15 protein-coding genes and 1 riboswitch are annotated in these 16,103 nt (G+C 62.1%); of the genes, 11 read left to right on the plus strand and 4 right to left on the minus strand.

Annotation, left to right across the window (positions count from 1 at the left end; all coding sequences use genetic code 11):
- Nucleotides 1-23 precede the first annotated feature (23 nt).
- The 5 genes from pstC to phoB are packed head-to-tail and all read left to right on the plus strand — an operon-like array spanning nucleotide 24 to nucleotide 5,146.
- Nucleotides 24-1,508: a phosphate ABC transporter permease subunit PstC gene (gene pstC / locus D0Y60_RS06160; RefSeq protein WP_117367833.1), complete on the plus strand. Its 1,485-nt coding sequence runs from the start codon at nucleotides 24-26 to the stop codon at nucleotides 1,506-1,508.
- Nucleotides 1,505-2,833 (plus strand): phosphate ABC transporter permease PstA, encoded by a 1,329-nt coding sequence (gene pstA / locus D0Y60_RS06165; RefSeq protein WP_199564114.1) that lies wholly within the window; start codon nucleotides 1,505-1,507, stop codon nucleotides 2,831-2,833. Before pstC ends, pstA begins: the two co-directional genes overlap by 4 nt.
- 13 nt (nucleotides 2,834-2,846) lie before the next feature.
- Nucleotides 2,847-3,662: a phosphate ABC transporter ATP-binding protein PstB gene (gene pstB / locus D0Y60_RS06170; protein WP_117367835.1), complete on the plus strand. Its 816-nt coding sequence runs from the start codon at nucleotides 2,847-2,849 to the stop codon at nucleotides 3,660-3,662.
- Nucleotides 3,663-3,712: 50 nt separating this feature from the next.
- Complete coding sequence (gene phoU / locus D0Y60_RS06175; protein ID WP_117367836.1) at nucleotides 3,713-4,441, plus strand: phosphate signaling complex protein PhoU; 729 nt, start codon at nucleotides 3,713-3,715, stop codon at nucleotides 4,439-4,441.
- 21 nt (nucleotides 4,442-4,462) lie between these two features.
- Nucleotides 4,463-5,146 (plus strand): phosphate regulon transcriptional regulator PhoB, encoded by a 684-nt coding sequence (phoB, locus tag D0Y60_RS06180; protein WP_117367838.1) that lies wholly within the window; start codon nucleotides 4,463-4,465, stop codon nucleotides 5,144-5,146.
- 275 nt (nucleotides 5,147-5,421) lie between these two features.
- Here phoB and D0Y60_RS06185 read toward each other — a convergent pair whose 3' ends face one another.
- Nucleotides 5,422-5,952: a GcrA family cell cycle regulator gene (locus D0Y60_RS06185; protein ID WP_117367840.1), complete on the minus strand. Its 531-nt coding sequence runs from the start codon at nucleotides 5,950-5,952 to the stop codon at nucleotides 5,422-5,424.
- 423 nt (nucleotides 5,953-6,375) lie between these two features.
- Between D0Y60_RS06185 and D0Y60_RS06190 the strand changes: the two genes are divergently transcribed.
- The 3 genes from D0Y60_RS06190 to D0Y60_RS06200 all read left to right on the plus strand — a co-directional run bounded on the left by D0Y60_RS06190 (nucleotide 6,376) and on the right by D0Y60_RS06200 (nucleotide 9,695).
- Nucleotides 6,376-7,566 (plus strand): aspartate aminotransferase family protein, encoded by a 1,191-nt coding sequence (locus tag D0Y60_RS06190; RefSeq protein WP_117367842.1) that lies wholly within the window; start codon nucleotides 6,376-6,378, stop codon nucleotides 7,564-7,566.
- Between the two features lie 28 nt (nucleotides 7,567-7,594).
- Nucleotides 7,595-8,506 (plus strand): ornithine carbamoyltransferase, encoded by a 912-nt coding sequence (argF, locus tag D0Y60_RS06195; protein WP_117367844.1) that lies wholly within the window; start codon nucleotides 7,595-7,597, stop codon nucleotides 8,504-8,506.
- 196 nt (nucleotides 8,507-8,702) lie between these two features.
- Nucleotides 8,703-9,695 carry an Hsp33 family molecular chaperone gene (locus D0Y60_RS06200; RefSeq protein ID WP_117368438.1) on the plus strand — a complete coding sequence of 331 codons (993 nt, stop codon included), beginning with the start codon at nucleotides 8,703-8,705 and terminating at the stop codon, nucleotides 9,693-9,695.
- 15 nt (nucleotides 9,696-9,710) lie between these two features.
- On the opposite strand, the gene apaG is transcribed toward D0Y60_RS06200, so the two are convergent.
- Both apaG and D0Y60_RS06210 read right to left on the minus strand, forming a co-directional pair.
- Nucleotides 9,711-10,103 carry a Co2+/Mg2+ efflux protein ApaG gene (gene apaG / locus D0Y60_RS06205; protein WP_117367846.1) on the minus strand — a complete coding sequence of 131 codons (393 nt, stop codon included), beginning with the start codon at nucleotides 10,101-10,103 and terminating at the stop codon, nucleotides 9,711-9,713.
- A gap of 125 nt (nucleotides 10,104-10,228) precedes the next feature.
- Nucleotides 10,229-11,413, minus strand: coding sequence for an O-succinylhomoserine sulfhydrylase (locus D0Y60_RS06210; RefSeq protein ID WP_117368440.1), 1,185 nt, complete (start codon nucleotides 11,411-11,413; stop codon nucleotides 10,229-10,231).
- A 43-nt stretch (nucleotides 11,414-11,456) separates the two neighbouring features.
- A riboswitch (SAM riboswitch) is annotated at nucleotides 11,457-11,535 on the minus strand.
- A 78-nt stretch (nucleotides 11,536-11,613) separates the two neighbouring features.
- On the opposite strand from D0Y60_RS06210, the gene D0Y60_RS06215 reads away from it, so the two are divergent.
- The gene (locus tag D0Y60_RS06215; RefSeq protein WP_117367848.1) at nucleotides 11,614-12,720 is read left to right on the plus strand and encodes a 2'-deoxycytidine 5'-triphosphate deaminase; all 1,107 of its coding nucleotides are present in this window, start codon (nucleotides 11,614-11,616) and stop codon (nucleotides 12,718-12,720) included.
- A 92-nt stretch (nucleotides 12,721-12,812) separates the two neighbouring features.
- On the plus strand, nucleotides 12,813-13,844 hold the full coding sequence (locus tag D0Y60_RS06220; RefSeq protein WP_117367850.1) for a LacI family DNA-binding transcriptional regulator: 1,032 nt from the start codon (nucleotides 12,813-12,815) through the stop codon (nucleotides 13,842-13,844).
- Here D0Y60_RS06220 and D0Y60_RS25210 read toward each other — a convergent pair.
- Nucleotides 13,841-15,310 carry an MJ1477/TM1410 family putative glycoside hydrolase gene (locus D0Y60_RS25210; RefSeq protein ID WP_117367852.1) on the minus strand — a complete coding sequence of 490 codons (1,470 nt, stop codon included), beginning with the start codon at nucleotides 15,308-15,310 and terminating at the stop codon, nucleotides 13,841-13,843. The two genes, D0Y60_RS06220 and D0Y60_RS25210, sit on opposite strands and share 4 nt — an antisense overlap.
- Before the next feature lie 444 nt (nucleotides 15,311-15,754).
- On the opposite strand from D0Y60_RS25210, the gene D0Y60_RS06230 reads away from it, so the two are divergent.
- A complete protein-coding gene (locus D0Y60_RS06230) occupies nucleotides 15,755-16,051 on the plus strand; it encodes a hypothetical protein (RefSeq protein WP_245409114.1) in 297 nt (98 codons plus the stop codon).
- Nucleotides 16,052-16,103 lie beyond the last annotated feature (52 nt).

Raw genomic sequence — 16,103 nt, forward strand, 5'->3', positions numbered from 1 at the left:
ATCTCGCCGGGAGAGTTTCCTCAATGAGTATTTCCCTTCTTTTGCTCGTCGTCGCCGTGATCGGCGCGGTGGGCTATTTTATTGGCAGCTGGCGCGCCAACGCGCTTGCCGGCGGCAAGCTTTCCAACCTGCATTCGCGGCCGGGTTACTACGGCTCCTTCGTTGCCCTGTGGACCATTCTTCCGGCGGTCGTCGTCGTGTTCGTCTGGGTCGTCGCGAGCCCGGTCTATATAAGTTCGACCGTCCGCGCCGGCTTCCCTGAAGAGGTGAAGGCCGAGCCGCAGGCCACGCAGAACCTCAATTACAACATGATCTCGGCCATCGCCCGTGGCTTCAAGGTTCTGACGGCGGAAGAGCGCGAGGCGCTGTTCAAGGATGGTGCCACTGCCCGTGACGTGCTCGCCAGCAAGGGCGTGCCAGTCGCCGCCGAGCCCGCGCCCTACATGCTGAAGTCGGCCGATGACCTCAACCGCATGACGAATACGAGCAGCACCCTGCTGTCTGTTTTCGCTATCGCCGTGGCTGCAATCGGTGCCTTCTTCTCCTACCGTTCGATCGCGCCGAAGTTTCGAGCCCGCAACCGCGTCGAGGGCATGATGCTGGTAGGCCTCATCGCCGCCTCGTCGATCGCAATCCTCACGACGGTCGGCATCGTCGCCTCGATGTTCACGGAAGCCGTGCACTTCTTCAACATGGTGCCGGCCTGGGAATTCTTCTTCGGCACGGTCTGGGATCCGCGCTTCGCCGCCGCCGGTGCGACGGCATCCGCCGGCCAGTTCGGCCTGATCCCGCTGCTTGCCGGCACGCTCTATATCGGCTTCGTCGCGATGCTGGTCGCCGTGCCGGTCGGTCTCTTCGCCGCCATCTACATGTCGGAATATGCCTCGCGTCACGTCCGCTCAGTAGCGAAGCCCCTGCTCGAAGTGCTCGCCGGCATCCCGACCATCGTTTACGGCTTCTTCGCGCTGGTGACCGTCGGCCCGTTCCTGCGTGATATCTCCGCCCAGCTCAACGGCCTCGTCACCGGCAACTACACGAACTTCATCCAGGCGCAGAGCGTTCTGACGGCCGGTTTCGTCATGGGTATCATGCTGATCCCCTATGTCTCCTCGCTGTCGGACGACATCATTACCGCCGTGCCGCGAGCGCTGCGTGACGGTTCGCTCGGCCTCGGCGCCACGCGTTCGGAAACGATCAAGCGCGTCATCCTGCCGGCAGCCCTTCCGGGCATCGTCGGCGCGCTCTTGATGACCGCGTCGCGCGCCGTCGGCGAAACCATGATCGTGGTGCTGGCCGCCGGTGTTGCCGCGCGCATGCAACTCAATCCCTTCGAGCCGATGACGACCGTGACCGTCAAGATCGTCAACCAGCTGACGGGTGACCTCGAATTCACCTCGCCGCAGACGCTGGTGGCCTTCGCGCTCGGCATCACGTTGTTCTTCATCACGCTTTGCCTCAACATCTACGCCCTTTACATCGTGCGCAAATACCGGGAGCAGTACGAATGAGCCAGGTCTCCACGAGCCCTTCGATGGCCGCCCTTGGCGTCTCCGCCAAACCCGAGCGCCGCGATATCGGCCTTCGCCGCCGCTACGCCGCCGAGCGCCGCTTCCGCCTCTTCGGCATGGCAGCGATCGCCTTCGGTCTCCTCTTCCTGTTCCTTCTGCTGTTTTCGGTCGTGTCCAAGGGCTACACCGCATTCCAGCAGTCGATGATCACGATCCCGGTCGAGTTCTCCGAACAGGTGATCGACAAGAACAACGAGCGCGCCACCAACCCGCAGAAACTGGTCTCGGCCAACTATCCGGTCGTTGCCCGCAACGCGCTCGCCAAGGTTCTAGGCGTCGATGAAAAGGACCGTGCCGGCCTCAAGGCCGTCAACGGTATGATTTCTGACAGCGTTCGCACGCAGTTCCGCGACATGGTCGTCGCCAATCCGGCGATTATCGGCACCACGCAGACGGTGACCTTCCTCGCCCACGGCGATCTCGACTCGGCCTTCAAGGGCCAGATCGATCTCTCGGTAGCTGAAAACAACCGTAAGATCTCCGACAAGCAGGTCGGCTGGATGAACACGCTCGTCGAAAGCGGCGCGCTCTCCAAACACTTCAACACCGGCCTCTTCGTCAACGGCGCATCGAGCCGTCCGGAAGCGGCTGGCCTCGGCGTCGCCGTCGTCGGCTCGCTCTACATGATGCTGATCGTGCTCGTGCTGTCGCTGCCCATCGGCGTTGCCGCCTCGATCTATCTCGAGGAATTCGCTCCGAAGAACCGTTTCACGGATCTGATCGAGGTGAACATCAACAACCTCGCCGCGGTACCGTCGATCGTCTACGGTCTGCTCGGTCTCGCCGTCTTCGTCAACTTCGCGGGCTTTCCACGCTCGGCAGCCCTCGTCGGTGGCCTGGTGCTGACGCTGATGACGCTGCCGACGATCATCATCGCGACCCGCGCTGCCCTGAAGGCCGTGCCGCCGTCGATCCGCTCGGCCGCACTCGGCCTCGGCGCCTCGAAGATGCAGACCGTGTTCCACCACGTCCTGCCGCTCGCCATGCCGGGCATCCTGACGGGCACGATCATCGGCCTCGCGCATGCGCTCGGCGAAACCGCACCGCTGCTGCTCATCGGCATGGTCGCCTTCGTTGCCGATATTCCGGGAACGCCGCTGGAACCCTCCACGGCTCTGCCGGTGCAGATCTACATGTGGGCGAACGAGGCCGAGCGTGCCTTCGTGGAGCGCACCTCGGGCGCCATCATGGTGCTCCTCATCTTCCTCATCCTCATGAATGTTGGCGCCATCCTGTTGCGCCGCCGTTTCGAACGGCGCTGGTAGAAGGACCGATCCTATGAACATGATGTCAGAAGCCGCAGTCGAGAAAGCGCTGGACAAGAAAATGAACGACATTTCCTACAAGATGATCGGCAAGGACGTTTCGGTCTATTACGGCGACAAGCGCGCCCTCTACGACGTCAATCTCAACGTCCGCGAAAACACCGTGACGGCGCTGATCGGCCCGTCGGGTTGCGGCAAGTCGACCTTCCTGCGCACGCTCAACCGCATGAACGACACGATCGACGGCTGCCGCGTCACCGGCCGCATCACGCTCGATACGGACGATATCTACGATCCGAACATCGACGTCGTCGAACTGCGCGCCCGCGTCGGCATGGTCTTCCAGAAGCCGAACCCGTTCCCGAAGTCGATCTACGAGAACGTCGCCTACGGCCCGCGCATCCACGGTCTTGCCAAGTCGAAGGCCGACATGGACGCCATCGTCGAAAAGAGCCTGCAGAAGGCCGGTCTCTGGAACGAGGTGAAGGATCGCCTGCATGAAGGCGGCACTGGCCTCTCCGGCGGCCAGCAGCAGCGCCTGTGTATCGCCCGCGCCGTCGCCGTCAGCCCCGAAGTCATCCTGATGGATGAGCCCTGCTCGGCGCTCGACCCGATCGCGACCGCCAAGGTCGAAGAGCTCATCCACGAGCTTCGCGCCAATTTCACCATCGTCATCGTGACGCACTCCATGCAGCAGGCGGCCCGCGTTTCGCAGCGCACCGCCATGTTCCACCTCGGCAATCTCGTCGAGGAGAACGATACCGACAAGATGTTCACCAACCCGGATGACCAGCGCACGCAGGACTACATCATGGGCCGCTTCGGCTGACGCTTCCGTCGCTGACGCCCCTGAAACCCGAGCGCATTAAGGACAGAACGATGTCATCGACCCATATTGTTTCGATTTACGACGAAGAACTGAAGTACCTCTCCCGCCGCATCTCCGAAATGGGCGGCACGGCCGAGCAGATGGTGGCGGATTCCGTCCGCGCCCTCGTCTCCACCGACGTGGCGCTGGCCCAGAAGGTCATTTCCGAGGATGTCATCCTCGACAATGCCGAGCGCCAGATCAACGAAAAGGCAATCGTCACCATCGCCAAGCGTCAGCCGATGGCGGCCGACCTGCGCGAAATCATGGGCACGATCCGCATCGCTGCCGAACTGGAGCGCGTCGGCGACCTCGGCAAGAACACCGCCAAGCGCGTGATCGCCGTGCAGAGCTCGGGCATGCCCCGCAAGCTCGCCCGCGGGCTGGAGCATCTCGCCGAACTGGCGCTGATGCAGCTCAAGGAAGTGCTCGACGTCTTCGCCACCCGCTCGGTGGACAAGGCCAAGGCGATCCGCGAGCGCGACGACGAGATCGACGCGATCTACACCTCGCTGTTCCGCGAACTCCTGACCTACATGATGGAAGACCCGCGCAACATCACGCCCTGCACGCATCTCCTGTTCTGCGCCAAGAACATCGAGCGCATCGGCGACCACGCGACCAACATCGCCGAAACCATCTATTACATGGCGACCGGCTCCCAGCCGGAAGGCGAGCGCCCGAAGGACGATACGTCGACATCGGTCGTCGCGGCCGACATCGCCGACCCGTCCGAGTAAGTTTGAGCAGGAACCCTGTCCATGGTGCCCAGAATAGCCGTCGTGGAAGACGAGGAGGCGCTGAGCGTTCTCCTGCGCTACAATCTCGAAGCCGAGGGTTTCGAGGTCGATACGATCCTGTCCGGTGACGAGGCGGAAATGCGCTTGCAGGAGCGCATGCCCGACCTCCTCATCCTCGACTGGATGCTGCCGGGCGTCTCCGGCATCGAACTGTGCCGGCGCCTGCGCCAGCGGCCGGAAACCGAGCGCCTGCCGATCATCATGCTGACGGCGCGCGGCGAGGAGAGCGAGCGCGTTCGCGGCCTCGCCACCGGCGCGGACGACTATGTCGTGAAACCGTTCTCGACACCGGAGCTGGTGGCGCGCGTGCGCGCCATGCTGCGCCGCGCCAAGCCGGAGGTCGTCTCGACAGTGCTGCGTTGCGGCGACATCGAGCTCGACCGGGAAACGCACCGCGTCCATCGCCGTACCCGCGAGGTTCGCCTCGGCCCAACGGAGTTCCGCCTGCTGGAATTCCTGATGACCTCGCCGAGCCGCGTGTTCTCGCGCTCGCAGCTGCTGGACGGTGTTTGGGGCCATGACATCTATGTCGACGAGCGCACCGTCGATGTTCATGTCGGCCGCCTGCGCAAGGCGCTGAATTTCGCCAATATGCAGGATGTCATCCGCACAGTCCGCGGCGCAGGCTATTCGCTGGAGACCTAAGCGATCCGCCATTCCTCCCAAGGACGGAAATGGGCCCTGCGGGGCCTGTTTGCGTTTTAGGGGAGGCTTCACTCTCCTTTAAAGTCAATTCCCGGTCCCGGCCATTGCAGCCCGGCTTCCGTTCCTTTTCCTCATACCTCTCGGGCTTGACCCGAGGATGGCGGAGAAGCGGACAGAGACAAAAGGCAGAAGGAATAGGACGGAAAATCCCTCGTCCTACCCATAAACAAAAACGGAGCCTTTCGGCTCCGCTTCTCATTCTATGTCCACTGCGATCAACGCATCCGGCGACGCTCAGCCGAGGGCTGGTAGGCGAGACGCTGGTGGTAGGTGCAGTAGGGCGAATTATCAGGGGACTCGTTGCCGCAGAAATGGAAATCGTCGTTCAGCGGGTCGCCGATCGGCCACTTGCAGGTGCGCTCGGTGAGCTGCGTCAGTTCCAGCTTGCGCGACATCGGCACGACGACATTGTTGCCGCTGGCGGGAACCGGAAGCTGTTCGGCCTGAACCTCGAATTCCGTATCCATGTCGTCCTTGGCCATCGCTGCCGGCCGGGCGACGGTGCGCGGAGTGACAGCACGGGCCTGGAAGGTCGCGGCGCGCGGTGCAGCCGTCGCCGGGCGCTTCGGGCGGGCGGCGGTCTGCGTGCCGCCGGCCTTGGCGCGGCCCGGCAGGTTCAGCCGGTGTACCTTGCCGATGACGGCGTTGCGGCTGACGCCGCCGAGTTGTGCCGCGATCTGGCTCGCGCTCAAACCCTCGGCCCAGAGCTTCTTGAGTTTTTCGACGCGCTCGTCTGTCCAGTTCATTTTTTCGTCTCCGCTCGGCGTTCGATGCGGGAATCCCTCGTCGCGTCCCGGACAGATCCGGAACCTGAACGCCTTCAACTCTTTTGGTGACTAGTTCCGCCGCATGCAGTCTAGTAATTGGTCTTTAACCTAGAGACCGGTGGACTCTGTGACAAGAGTCGCAGGAATCGGCGCGAATCGATTTCGAGGTTTTCCCCAACTTGCTAGTCGGGTGTGACTCGATGGCGACACCTTCTGCGCGTGCCGTGAATCCTCACCTTGCGGCAGGTTCAGCGTCACTCGGGGGCGCGATTTTGTTGACATCCCCGGGTGAAATGCCGATAGTGCCGCATGCCGCCGAAAGGCGGCTTTTGATTTTTCTGGAGTCCAGAAAAGTCAAGTGCGAGACCTGTTTTTCCGCATCTCTTTTGGAGGATCCGCGCCATGGCCGATGCCGCGCCGCTCTATGAAACCTATATGCGTGCGCCTCTGCGGTTCACGCGCGGGGAGGGCGTTTGGCTGATCGCCGAAGATGGCGAGCGATATCTCGATTTCGCCGCCGGCGTCGCCGTCAATTCTCTCGGTCACGCCCATCCCCATCTCGTCGCCGCGCTGAAGGATCAGGCCGACAAGGTCTGGCACCTGTCCAACCTCTATGAAGTGCCCGGCCAGGAAAGCCTCGGCCGCCGGCTGACGGACGCGACCTTCGCCGACAAGGTGTTCTTCACCAATTCGGGCGCCGAGGCGCTGGAATGCGCCATCAAGACCGCGCGCCGCTACCACTTCGCCAAGGGGCATCCGGGAAAATTCCATATCCTCACCTTCGACGGCGCCTTCCATGGCCGCACCATTGCGACGATCGCGGCCGGCGGGCAGGAGAAATATATCGAGGGCTTCGGCCCCAAGGCGCCGGGTTTCCTGAAGCTGCCGTTCGGCGATATCGCTGCCGTCAAGGATGCGATCACTGAGGAAACCGCCGGCATCCTGATCGAGCCGGTGCAAGGCGAAGGCGGCATCCGCCCCGTCTCGAAGGAATTCATGCAGGAGTTGCGCCAGCTCTGCGACGAATACGGCCTTCTTCTGATCCTCGACGAGGTCCAGTGCGGCGTCGGCCGCACCGGCCGCCTGTTCGCCCATGAATGGGCAGGCGTGACGCCCGACATCATGGCGGTCGCCAAGGGCATCGGCGGCGGCTTCCCGCTCGGCGCGTGCCTGGCCACCAACGAGGCGGCCTCCGGCATGGTTGCCGGCACGCATGGCTCGACCTATGGCGGCAATCCGCTCGCCATGGCCGTCGGCAATGCCGTGCTCGACGTCGTGCTGGAAGACGGCTTCCTGGAGCATGTGCGCGATATCGCGCTGGTCTTCCGCCAGGGCCTTGCGGCGCTGAAAGATCGTTTCCCCGAGGTTATCGAGGACGTGCGCGGCGAGGGCCTGATGCTCGGCATCAAGGCGAAGATCCCCGTCGCCGACCTCCTGAAGGCCATTCGCGCGGAAAAACTGCTGGGCGTGCCGGCCGGCGACAATGTGCTGCGGCTCCTGCCGCCGCTCACCGTCACCGCCGAAGAGGCACGCGAAGGGCTTGCCCGCATCGAGCGCGCAGCCGAAAAGCTGACGGCGGCGAAAGCCGCCTGATCAGAGACCGGGACAGACAGGACACATCATGGCTAAGCATTTCCTCGACCTTTCCGCCGTTTCGGAAAGCGATCTCCGCGTCATCATGGACGATGCCCATAAGCGCAAGGCAGCCAACAAAGCCGGCAAGGAAGAGCGACCGCTCGCCGGCAAGATGCTCGCGATGATCTTCGAGAAGCCCTCCACCCGCACGCGCGTCTCCTTCGATGTCGGCATGCGCCAGCTCGGCGGCGAGACGCTGTTCCTGTCGGGCACGGAAATGCAGCTCGGCCGCGCCGAGACGATCGGCGACACCGCCAAGGTGCTGTCGCGCTATGTCGATGCCATCATGATCCGCACGACGGACCACAACCGCCTGCTGGAGCTGGCCGAGCACGCCACCGTGCCCGTCATCAATGCGCTGACGGACCTGACGCATCCCTGCCAGATCATGGCCGACGTCATGACCTTCGAGGAGCATCGAGGCTCGCCGAAGGGCAAGACCTTCACCTGGACGGGTGACGGCAACAACGTGCTGCACTCCTTCGTCGAAGGGTCGGCCCGCTTCGGCTACACGATGAAGATGGCCGTGCCGATGGGCTCCGAGCCGGATGACAAGATCTTGAATTGGGCGCGCGACAATGGCGGCAACATCCTGCTCGGCCACGACCCGGAGGCGCTCGTCGACGGCGCCGATCTCGTCGTCACCGACTGCTGGGTCTCGATGAACCAGGAGCATCGCGCCCGCGGCCACAACATCTTCCAGCCCTATCAGGTCAACAAGACCTTGATGGCGCGCGCCGATAAGGACGCGCTCTTCATGCACTGCCTGCCGGCGCATCGCGGCGAGGAGGTGACCGACGAGGTTATCGACGGCCCGCAGTCCGTTGTCTTCGACGAGGCGGAAAACCGCCTGCACGCGCAGAAGTCGATCCTCGCCTGGTGCCTCGGCGCCGTCTGAGACGCGTCTTGAAAAACCGTGGCGCCCGCACGATCTAGGGACCATCACGGAGCGCCGGAAGGCGCTTTCTCTGGCGTATGCCCGCCCGGTATGGAATGATCGGGCAAGAGCGCGCTCAAATCACGGTAGAACGCCGGTCGAAAGCAGCCGGGCCCATGGCCCGGTGGCTTCCCGGTGCGCAAGGAGCAGAACGATGATGGCTGAAAGTGCCCTTAAACTCGGTGAAGTCGGCTTTGCCGGCGACGACCATGTCCTGCCGTTCCAGGTCGAAGGCCTGGATGTGCGCGGCCGCGCCGTGCAGCTTGGCCCGATGCTCGACACCATCCTCGGCCGGCACAACTATCCCACCCCCGTCGCGCGCTTGCTGGCCGAAGCCATCACGCTCACCGTGCTGCTCGGCACCTCGCTGAAATTCGAAGGCAAGCTGATCGTCCAGACCAAGGGCGACGGCCCGGTCGACCTGCTGGTCGCGGATTTTGCAGCACCTGAGAATGTGCGCGCCTATGCCCGTTTCGATCAGGATGCGCTCGACGCCGCGATCGCTGCCGGTGCTACGGAGCCGCATGAATTGCTCGGCAAGGGCATCCTCGCCTTCACCATCGATCAGGGTGCGCATACGCAGCGCTACCAGGGCATCGTTCCGCTCGACGGCCACACGCTCGAAGAGATCGCCGGCGTCTATTTCCGCCAGTCGGAGCAGATTCCGACCAAGGTACGCCTTGGTGTCGCCGAACTCTACGATCGCGACGAGGCCGGCAAATCCCGCCATCGCTGGCGGGCCGGCGGCATGGTCGCGCAGTTTCTGCCGCAAGCACCGGAGCGCATGCGCCAATCCGATCTTCCCGGCGGCGACGGCGACGAGGCCGGCCACAAGATTCAGGATGACGACAACTGGGCCGAGGCGAAGGCCATGGTCGAGACGATCGATGCCGACGAGCTGACGGACCCCAATGTCGGCACCGAACGGCTGCTCTACCGTCTCTTCCACGAGCGCGGCGTGCGCGTTTACGATCCGCAGCAGGTCTTCGACCGCTGCTCCTGCTCGCGTGAAAAGCTGAAGGGCGTTCTGGCCGGCCTCAGCGCCGACGACATCGCGCACACGGCCGATGACAAGGGCGAGATCGCGGTAACCTGCGAGTTCTGCTCGACGACCTACCGCTTTGAAGCGGCGGAAGTGCTGCCGCAGTAAGACAATAGCGCATCCTCAGTTGAGGGTGCGCGTCTGCCCCGGCGTATCCAGCGAAAAGGCGGGAATAGCGACGTCGAAGGCCTCGCCGTTTTCCGCTTCCATACGGTACCGGCCGAACATGATGCCGGACGGCGTCTCCAGCGGGCAGCCGGAGGAATATTCGTAGGTATCGCCCGGGCGCAGCACCGGCTGCTCGCCGATAACGCCGGGGCCATTGACCTCGTCCACCTGGCCGTTCTGGTCGGTGATGTTCCAATACCGCGTCACGAGGCGAACGGCGATGGGGGAGTGGTTGGAAATAACGACCCTGTATCCCCAGACATAACGGCTGTCGTCGGGATCGGACTGATCGGCCAGATAATACGGCTCTACGGTCACTTCGATGTCGCGGGTCAGCGCACGATACATAGGCAAGCCTTGAACTGATTAGGTCCTGCTATTGTACAGGATTATGGTTTCGTCAAGGATAAGCAAAGAAGGCACCGACCTATTCAGCCGGTGCCTCCCGTATTTGTCCGTTTTCCGAATGCTGATCAGGCTTGGACCTTGGAAAGCGCGCGGGCGAAATCTTCCAGCAGGTCCTCGCTGTCCTCGATGCCGGCCGAGAGGCGCACGGTGCCGGCGGAGATGCCAAGTTCGGCGCGGGCCTCGTCCGTCAGGTTCTTGTGCGTCGTCGTCGCCGGATGCGTGATCAGGCTCTTGGCGTCGCCGAGATTGTTGGAGATTTTGACCACTTCAAGCGCATCTTGCAGCGCAAAGGCCGCTTCCTTGCCGCCCTTCAGCTCGAAGCAGACGAGCGTCGAGCCGCCCGACATCTGCTTGGCGATGATATCCGCCTGCGGATGGTCCTTGCGGCCGGGATAGATCACGCGGGCGATCTGCTTCTGGTCGGCGAGGAAATCGGCGATGCGGCTCGCATTCTCCGTCTGCTGTTTTACACGCAGCGGCAGCGTCTCGATACCTTTAAGTAGCGTCCAGGCATTGAACGGCGACATGGCCGGGCCGGTGTGGCGGAAGTAGTCGTGCAGGTTTTCGTCGATCCACTCTTTGTCCGACAGCACGACGCCGCCGAGGCAGCGGCCCTGGCCGTCGATATGCTTGGTGGCGGAATAGACGACGATATGCGCGCCAAGTTCCAGCGGCTTCTGGAAGAGCGGGGTGGCGAAGACGTTGTCGACGACGACCTTGGCGCCGATCTGGTTGGCGAGCTTCGCAACGCCGGCAATGTCGATGACTTCGAGTGTCGGGTTGGTCGGGCTTTCCAGGAAGAAGACCTTGGTGTTCTTCTGGATCGCACTTTCCCAGTTGGCAAGGTCGCGGCCGTCGATCAGCGTGCATTCGATGCCGTATTTCGGCGCGAGCGTCTCCACCACCCAGCGGCAGGAGCCGAAGAGCGCACGGGCGGCGACAATATGATCGCCGGCCTTCAGCTGGCAGAGGATCGCGGCGGAGACGGCGGCCATGCCGGATGCCGTGGCGCGCGCGTCTTCCGCGCCTTCCAGCATGCACATGCGCTTTTCGAACATGTCGTTGGTCGGGCTGCCATAGCGGGCGTAGATGAAACCGTCCGTTTCGCCCTTGAAGCGGGCTTCGGCCGCCGCAGAGGTGTCATAAACGAAACCCTGCGTGAGGAAGATCGCCTCGGCAGTTTCGCCGTGCTGGGAGCGGGTGGTTCCGCCGTGAACGAGTTGAGTGGCCGGGCGCCAGGACTTGCTCATGTGATCGTTGCCTTCAAACAAAAAAACCGGCCGCAAAAGCAGGCCGGTTTCGAACCCGGCCTTTTTAGCTACTTGTTTAACGTGGCTGCAAGCCGACCGGCCAAATCACCACGGGATAATCTGCTAATACTGCGCGCCCGCGCTTGCGTCAATTGCCGCCATTTGGTTTTGTGCGAACCCTCTGACAGGACGGGACGATCATGGCTTCTGCGACGCGCAGCACGGGCATTCTGGCGGACAACGCCATCAGCGGCTTGTTCGACAGCGGACGACTGAAGAGCGAGGCCGCCCTCGATAAGGACCAGATCCAGCCGGCGAGCCTCGACCTTCGCCTCGGCGCCAAGGCATTTCGCGTGCGCGCCAGCTTCCTGCCGGGGCCGTCGCATCTCGTCGCCGACAAGCTCGACCGGCTGCAACTGCATGTCATCGATCTCTCCGAAGGCGCCGTGCTGGAAACCGGATGCGTCTATATCGTGCCGCTCATGGAAAGCCTCGACCTGCCGGAAGACCTCGCGGCCTCCGCGAACCCGAAGAGCTCCACCGGCCGCCTCGATATCTTCACGCGCGTCATCACCGACCGCGCGCAGGAATTCGACAAGATCCCGGCCGGATATTCCGGCCCGCTCTATCTCGAAATCTCGCCGCGCACCTTTCCCATCGTCGTGCGCCGCGGTTCGCGCCTCTCGCAGATCCGTTTCCGCAAAGGCAAGGCCCTGCTGGACGAGAACGAACTCCTGGCGTTGCATGTGTCAGATACGCTGGTCGCCAGCGAGACGCCGAACGTCTCCGGCGGTGGCATTGCGCTCTCCATCGACCTCAAGGGCACCGGCCCGGATGGCCTGATCGGCTATCGTGGCAAACATCATACCTCCGTCGTCGATGTCGACCGCAAGAACCAGCACGATATCTTCGATTTCTGGGAACCGCTGTTCAGTCGTGGCCGCAACGAGCTGATCCTTGATCCCGACGAGTTCTACATCCTCGTGTCGCGCGAGGCGGTACATGTGCCGCCGCTCTATGCGGCCGAGATGACGCCGTTCGATCCGTTGGTCGGCGAGTTTCGCGTTCACTATGCCGGCTTCTTCGATCCCGGTTTCGGCCATGCCCCGGCCGGCGGCTCCGGCAGCCGCGCGGTGCTGGAAGTGCGCAGCCATGAGGTGCCCTTCATTCTGGAGCATGGTCAGATCGTCGGCCGCCTCGTCTATGAGCACATGCTTGAGGCTCCCGAAGGCCTTTACGGTTCCGGCCTCGGCTCGAATTACCAGGCGCAGGGCCTGAAGCTCTCCAAACATTTCCGCGCCGGCTGAACCGCAAGTTCGGGCGCTTTACATTAAAGTTAAACGTTTTTATTGTGCGGTGAACCGCGCTCCCTTGCGGCGCCACGGCGAAACGGCTTTTCATGTCAAGACCCACGATCAAGACCATCGCGCAGGAGACCGGCCTTTCGATCGCCACCGTATCGAAGGCGCTGAACGACAGCCCGCAGGTGCGGCCGGAAACCCGCGCTCTCGTCGTGGCGGCTGCCGAGCGCGTCGGCTACCAGCTCAACATGCATGGCGTACAGCTGCGCACGGGAAAGACCTATCAGGTCGCCGCGATCATGACGGCGCCCGGTCCCAAGCAGAACGAGTGGGAGGGCGTCGAATATGCCCAGCTGCTCAGCGGCATCTCCTGGGCGCTGGAGGACAGTCCCTACCGCGTCTCGCTCTATGCGGTGCGCTCCTTCGAGGAGAGCATCGCCACGATCCGCCAGATTGTCTCGCTGAAAAAGGCCGACGGCATCATCGTGTCGGGCACCCATGCCGACGATCCGCGCGTGCGCCTCATGCAGGAGGCGGATTTCCCCTTCGTCACCTATGGCACGACGATCCACAATGCTCCGCATGCCTATGTCGATGCTGACAATGAGCAGATGATCCGCCTGTCTGTGGCGCGTCTTGCCGAACGCGGACACAGCCGTATCGCGCTGATCAACCCGATGGCCGATCTCAGTTATTCACTGACCCGTCTGGAGGCCTATCGCAAGGCTCTCGACATCGCGGGCCTGGTCTTCGATCCGGCGCTCACCGCGCACGGCCATCTCACCCCCGCCTTCGGCCGCGAAAACGTGCTCCACATGTCGAGCCTTCCAAACCCGCCTACCGCCTATATCTGCGCCAACGAGGCCTCCGCGCTGGGTGCCTTCTCCGGCTTCCACGCCCGCGGCCTGGTGCACGGCCGCGATGCCGTGATCAACGCCACTGACGATCTCAACGTCAGCCAATATTTCGCCCCGCCCATCACCACCTATTTCCTGCCGATCCACGAGCCAAGCGAAATGCTCGGCCGCTATATTCTGCGCCGGATGGAGGGCGAGGCGCCGGAAGCGCTGCAGACGCTGATCATGCCCAAATTGATCGAGCGGTCGGATGACCGGCTGGTGAAGTCCTAGAGGACGAAGTCGTAGTTGGTGAGGGCGATGCTGCCGTCTATGCGGATGGAAAAATCAGCCTTACCGTCGCCGTTCACATCTCCATACACATAGGTGCTGGCTGACTTGATCTCGTAGCGCAATTCTCCTGCCTTGTTGTGAAAAGTTTGCGTGGCAATGAAGCTGAAGGTCTGGTTGCCGTCGATCTTTGTGTTGGCGTCGATCGCTTTGAGGTCGATCGTGTCCCCCTGCCGGTGAGAGAAATCCCGGATCGTATCGCGCCCCGCGGCGGCAACGGTCGAATCCTTGACGGACGTGAAGACGAATGTGTCAGAGCCCGCACCGCCCCGCAGCGTGTCTGCTCCCTTGGCGCCTGTTAGATTGTCATTGCCGGCACCGCCCGAAAGGCGGTCGTTTCCGTCACGGCCGTTTATCCTGTCGTTGCCACCCAAGCCATCGATGGTGTCAGCGAGTTTCGACCCGCGCAGCGCATCCGCCTTTTCCGTTGGCTTGATATAGGCTGGATCGCCATCGTGGGTTCCAACGAGCCGGTCGAGATCCCGGTCCGGTGCGGCAAAGGGAATGAAGCCGTCCTTCAGCACCATCGTGTTGAAGTCGGCCACCCGCTTGCTGCCGTTGATGTAGTCAACGACGAAGACGGGTTTGCCCTTGTCGAGAAAATCGCGCTTCAGGATCGCGATGGTCTCCTTGTCGGGTGCGAGCGGATTGTTCTCCTCCGCATCGCCGCGATAGTAGAGGTCTTCCACGGCAATGCCGCCGATCACATTGAGATAAGCCTTCTTGCGGGCGGTATCCGAGCCGAGATCGTTGAGAATCCACGCACCATTCTGCGGAATGACGAAGAAATCAGGGTTGGTTTCGCGCGCATGGTCTGTCAGCTTGACGATGAAGTCGACCATGCGCTGGGCCGCCTGCTTCACATTGGCCGGATCGCCCTTTTCGCGATCCTTGGCGGAAACCTCCGCGCCCCAGAAATAGTAGCCGTCGACGATGTCGAGATAGGCGGCGTCGAAGCCTGCTTTGACAATGGCATCCACCTCGCCGGTCTTCTTCGTGTTGAAGACGATCTTCTGCCAGTCGCTATCCCAATAGCGGACCTTGCGGCTTTCCGGCCAGTCCGGATTCACCGGCCCCAGCCAGTCCGGTGCCGCGCTGGTCAGCTTGCCGGTAGCGATCCCCGTCGTCGTCCAGTTGGAATGCCAGTAGTCGCGGAAATCGGAGGCTTCGCCGATCGAGACATAGGACACAACGACGGATCGCCCGCCCATGCCGTCCTTCATCCGGGTGATCTCACTAGCAGAAAACCGCCCGGCATCCGTGCCATCCCTTGAGGCGTCGATCACCAGTAGATCATGCGCCGCGGAGGCGAGCAGATCCGGCTTGAGCGCCGAACCGTTCAACCCCTGCAATTCGTAACCCCAGTTGTCAACGGAGACGAAGCCGGTAGAGGTCTTGACTGTAATCATGAGGCTGAAAACGATCGCCGTGAGGAATGTATATGATTTGTACCATAGCACAGGCTATGTGGCGGCACAGCGACCACTTTGAAAACGCACCAGGCGGCGTGAAGTCTGCAGATGAAACGGGGGCTTCGGGCGACTGATCGGGGCGCTGCAGAGGTACCTTGGGTTATCACTGCTGTTCAGATTAGTGACTAGCCGGAGCGGCAGTCCATGCTTCGATAAGTGGCCAACCCCGAAGTGGATGCTCCCAAGCAGCGAGGCATCAAGCCCCGAATTTTATTCCGAAAATCCCATTCTGTAATAGCAATATACGGCAAGCGAAGCTCACGGAAACCCACGCCGCTCCTCGACAGGCGTAAATATCCTCCCGAATGCCGAATCCTCATGACAACCACCGTTAATGCCCGGTAAACCAACATGGCAACTTCGTGGCGAGTATTTTTGCTGATGCGCCTAGACAGGTTGCGCGTGGTTCGCCTACTTATTTCAACACAGAACAGAACGTCATTCCGAATCTTTTCAATCGAAAGGAATATAGATGACCTTCCTCGCCGACATATTTCGGCATCGCCCGAAATCGCTCTGTTTCTCTCACTGGCCGTTGGGTACTGGGTCGGAAAATTCCAGTTTGGGAAGTTCCAACTGGGTGGTGTCGCCGGATCGCTCCTCGCCGCGGTCCTGATCAGCCAGGTCGGTATACAGATCGACAACGGCATCAAAGCAGTCCTTGTTGATTTGCACTGAGAGCTGACCCGGGATTGCGGGAAATTATCACTGAGATTTGACCCATGTTTCA

The organism is Shinella sp. WSJ-2 (assembly GCF_003432075.1).
GTDB lineage: Bacteria > Pseudomonadota > Alphaproteobacteria > Rhizobiales > Rhizobiaceae > Shinella.

Excerpts from the sequence above, each read along its gene's own strand:
- pstC (WP_117367833.1), top strand. The coding sequence starts at position 24 with ATGAGTATTTCCCTTCTTTTGCTCGTCGTCGCCGTGATCGGCGCGGTG.
- pstB (WP_117367835.1), top strand. The coding sequence starts at position 2,847 with ATGAACATGATGTCAGAAGCCGCAGTCGAGAAAGCGCTGGACAAGAAA.
- D0Y60_RS06220 (WP_117367850.1), top strand. The coding sequence starts at position 12,813 with ATGTCAAGACCCACGATCAAGACCATCGCGCAGGAGACCGGCCTTTCG.
- D0Y60_RS25210 (WP_117367852.1), bottom strand. The coding sequence starts at position 15,310 with ATGATTACAGTCAAGACCTCTACCGGCTTCGTCTCCGTTGACAACTGG.
- phoB (WP_117367838.1), top strand. The coding sequence starts at position 4,463 with ATGGTGCCCAGAATAGCCGTCGTGGAAGACGAGGAGGCGCTGAGCGTT.
- D0Y60_RS06200 (WP_117368438.1), top strand. The coding sequence starts at position 8,703 with ATGGCTGAAAGTGCCCTTAAACTCGGTGAAGTCGGCTTTGCCGGCGAC.
- D0Y60_RS06230 (WP_245409114.1), top strand. The coding sequence starts at position 15,755 with ATGCGCCTAGACAGGTTGCGCGTGGTTCGCCTACTTATTTCAACACAG.
- D0Y60_RS06185 (WP_117367840.1), bottom strand. The coding sequence starts at position 5,952 with ATGAACTGGACAGACGAGCGCGTCGAAAAACTCAAGAAGCTCTGGGCC.
- D0Y60_RS06190 (WP_117367842.1), top strand. The coding sequence starts at position 6,376 with ATGGCCGATGCCGCGCCGCTCTATGAAACCTATATGCGTGCGCCTCTG.
- phoU (WP_117367836.1), top strand. The coding sequence starts at position 3,713 with ATGTCATCGACCCATATTGTTTCGATTTACGACGAAGAACTGAAGTAC.
- apaG (WP_117367846.1), bottom strand. The coding sequence starts at position 10,103 with ATGTATCGTGCGCTGACCCGCGACATCGAAGTGACCGTAGAGCCGTAT.
- argF (WP_117367844.1), top strand. The coding sequence starts at position 7,595 with ATGGCTAAGCATTTCCTCGACCTTTCCGCCGTTTCGGAAAGCGATCTC.
- D0Y60_RS06210 (WP_117368440.1), bottom strand. The coding sequence starts at position 11,413 with ATGAGCAAGTCCTGGCGCCCGGCCACTCAACTCGTTCACGGCGGAACC.
- D0Y60_RS06215 (WP_117367848.1), top strand. The coding sequence starts at position 11,614 with ATGGCTTCTGCGACGCGCAGCACGGGCATTCTGGCGGACAACGCCATC.
- pstA (WP_199564114.1), top strand. The coding sequence starts at position 1,505 with ATGAGCCAGGTCTCCACGAGCCCTTCGATGGCCGCCCTTGGCGTCTCC.